Annotated in this window: 3 protein-coding genes and 1 pseudogene; 1 reads left to right on the top strand and 3 read right to left on the bottom strand. The window is 69.4% G+C overall.

The annotated features are described in order from the left end of the window. A pseudogene (locus Q0379_RS11395) lies at positions 1 to 314 on the bottom strand (NADP-dependent oxidoreductase); the annotation flags it as partial. Between the two features lie 114 nt (positions 315 to 428). Here Q0379_RS11395 and Q0379_RS11390 point away from each other — a divergent pair. Continuing rightward, the gene (locus Q0379_RS11390) at positions 429 to 1,346 is read left to right on the top strand and encodes a Gfo/Idh/MocA family oxidoreductase (RefSeq protein WP_299008532.1); all 918 of its coding nucleotides are present in this window, start codon (positions 429 to 431) and stop codon (positions 1,344 to 1,346) included. On the opposite strand, the gene Q0379_RS11385 is transcribed toward Q0379_RS11390, so the two are convergent. Together Q0379_RS11385 and Q0379_RS11380 are read right to left on the bottom strand one after the other, a co-directional pair. Further along, a complete protein-coding gene (locus Q0379_RS11385; protein ID WP_299008529.1) occupies positions 1,343 to 2,278 on the bottom strand; it encodes a hypothetical protein in 936 nt (311 codons plus the stop codon). The two genes, Q0379_RS11390 and Q0379_RS11385, sit on opposite strands and share 4 nt — an antisense overlap. Before the next feature lie 54 nt (positions 2,279 to 2,332). Then, positions 2,333 to 2,523, bottom strand: a 191-nt coding sequence (locus Q0379_RS11380; RefSeq protein ID WP_366519323.1) for an endonuclease/exonuclease/phosphatase family protein, incomplete at its 5' end; no start/stop codon positions are given.

Here is a 2,523-nt window from a genome sequence, read left to right as displayed (position 1 = left end):
GAGGCGTTATAGGCCTCGCGCCAGCCGAACATCGAGTTGACGATGTCGCCCGGCTTGAAGTTGGGATCATTGGACGCGATGACCTCGCCGATCGCGCCGCCTTGCAGGGCGTGGCCAAGCTGGAAGGGCGGCACATAGCTGGGACGGTCGTACATGCGGCCGCGCATGTAGGGGTCGACCGACATCCACAGGTTCCGGACCTGGATCTCGTCAGGGCCCGGCGCGGGCAGCTCGACCGTGGCCAATTCGAAGTCCGAGGCCTTGGGCAGGCCGACGGGACGGCTCTTCAGGCGGATTTCGCGCGACGTGGTCATGATCTTCCTCCCTTGGCTGAGCCAAGTGTTGTGAATTTAAACGAATGTTTATCGCGTCCTTAGGGAAGGCTCCAGTGCTTCTATGCGGTCGCGAAGCGGGGTAGACAGCGCGCCATGACCCAGACTCTGAAAGCGGGCGTCGTCGGCGCCGGGGTGTTCGGCGGCTATCACGCCAAGAAGTATGCGGAACTGCCGGACGTGACGCTGGCGGCCGTGTTCGACGTCGACCTCGCGCGGGCCGAAGCGCTGGCCGGGCCGCTGGGCGCCAAGGCCTTCGACGACATGGACGCCTTCCTGGCCGCCGTCGACGTGGTCACCGTGGCGACGCCGGCGGTGCACCACGCCGGGGCGGCGCTGGCGGCGCTGAAGGCGGGCAAGCCGGTCTATTCGGAGAAGCCGCTGGCCGTGACGCCCGAGGACGCCGACAAGATGGTCGCCGCCGCCGCCAAGGCCGGCGTGCCGCTAGCCTGCGGTCACCAGGAGCGTGTGGTTTTCCAGGCCATGGGCCTGCTGGACATCCCCGAACAGCCGCTGCGGCTGGAGGCGGTGCGCCGCGGCACGCCCTCGGATCGCAATCTCGACGTTTCGGTCGTGCTGGACCTGATGATCCACGACATCGACCTGGCCCTGGCGCTGTGCGACGGCGAGCCGGTGGCGGTGGAAGGCGAGGGGGCGATCACCCGCTCGACCTCTCTTGACTGGGTGAAGGCCGAGGCGACCTTCGACAATGGCTTCACCGCCGTGTTCGACAGCTCCCGCGTCGCCGAGGCCCGCGAGCGGACCATGAAGGTCGTCTATCCGTCGGGCGAGGTCGAGATCGACTTCCTGACCCGCGCCTTCCGCAACACGACGCCTTATCCACTGATTGAGAACTTCACCGAGACGCCGGTCGGCAAGGACCCGCTGGGCCTGTCGGTCGCGGGCTTTCTGGCCGCCGTGCGCGCCGAGGCGCCGCGTCCCGTGGTGACGGGGCAGGAGGCGGCCCGCGCCCTCGACCTGGCGCTGGCGGTCGAGCAGGCGGTCGAAGGCTAGTCGTCCAGGTCGAACGGCAGCTCGTCTTGGTCGCTAGGCGTCTCGCGGCGCGCCTTGGAGACGGGCTTGTAGCTCGGCTCGGGCGGAGGAGGCGGGGGCGGCGGGTCCTCGTCGTCCCACGGGGGATCGTCGAACATGTCCGGCTCGGCCGAACGCGCGCGGGCGGGGGCGGGGCGGGCCACCTGATCGAAGGTCGAATGGCGCGACGTGGGCGACGCGACGGGCGCGGGCTCCGGCGCATCGAACAGCGCCTCGCCGCTCTCGTAAGCGTCATCTTCGTACGGGTCGTCGTCGAACGGCTCGGGCGGCGGCGCGGCGGGTCTCGGCGGCGCGGCCTGCTGGGCAGGCGGGGGCGGCGGTGACGCGGTCGCGACGGTCGCTGGCGCGGCTTTCTCCGGACGGGGCGGCAGCGGACGACGCACGATCGCCTCGCAACGGGCCAGCCAGCGGTTGGCCTCCTGCACCAGCTCGCCGGCGGAACGGCTCTCGCGGCGTTGTTCGTCGCCCGGCGCCCACAGGTCCAGGGTGAAGTCTGGGTGGCGCGGATCGTCGAAGACGAGGCGAAGGGTGACGGTGTCGGCTTGCGGTGACATGTGGTCGATGGTGCGGCGGCCCTCGCCCCGGAACACCCGGCCCATGACTTGATTGTCCACCAGGAGCTCCGCGCCGGTCAGCTCGTCCAGGCGATAGACCAGGCACCAGCCACCCCGATCCCAGGCGACGGCCAACAGATTGGTGGAGAACGAGAAGCCCGCGCCCCGGCCGCGTCCGCGCGCGACGATGACGCCCTCCGGCTCGCTCTTGAGCACATTGCGCAAGGCTCGGCGGATGCGCCGGTCCTCGTCGCCGTACCAGATGGCGAAGCTACCCATGAACGTCACCGCCGTGCCGGCGATGGCCACGAACAGCAAAAGACGCGCGAGTTCGCTCATGCCTGGCAGACTAGCGGCGGTTGCGATTCCCGCCCAGAGGGGTGGAAACTCGCGTCAGATCCGGAAGTGGCCGACGACCGGGACGTGGTCTGACGGCTTTTCCTTGTCGCGCTCGTCGCGGTGGATGACCACGTTCTCGAGACGGTCGGCTGCTTGCGGCGACAGCAGCAGGTGGTCGATGCGGATGCCCAGGTTCCGCTGCCAGGCGCCGGCCTGATAGTCCCAGAAGGTGTAGCCGCCCGGCG

The sequence above is a fragment of the uncultured Caulobacter sp. genome, assembly GCF_937900395.1.
Taxonomy (GTDB): Bacteria; Pseudomonadota; Alphaproteobacteria; order Caulobacterales; family Caulobacteraceae; genus Caulobacter.
Note: the sequence above shows the minus strand (reverse complement) of the source record. Positions and strands in the feature narration are given on the sequence as shown.

Coding starts and splice junctions, on each gene's coding strand:
- Q0379_RS11385 (WP_299008529.1), bottom strand. CDS start 2,278: ATGAGCGAACTCGCGCGTCTTTTGCTGTTCGTGGCCATCGCCGGCACG.
- Q0379_RS11390 (WP_299008532.1), top strand. CDS start 429: ATGACCCAGACTCTGAAAGCGGGCGTCGTCGGCGCCGGGGTGTTCGGC.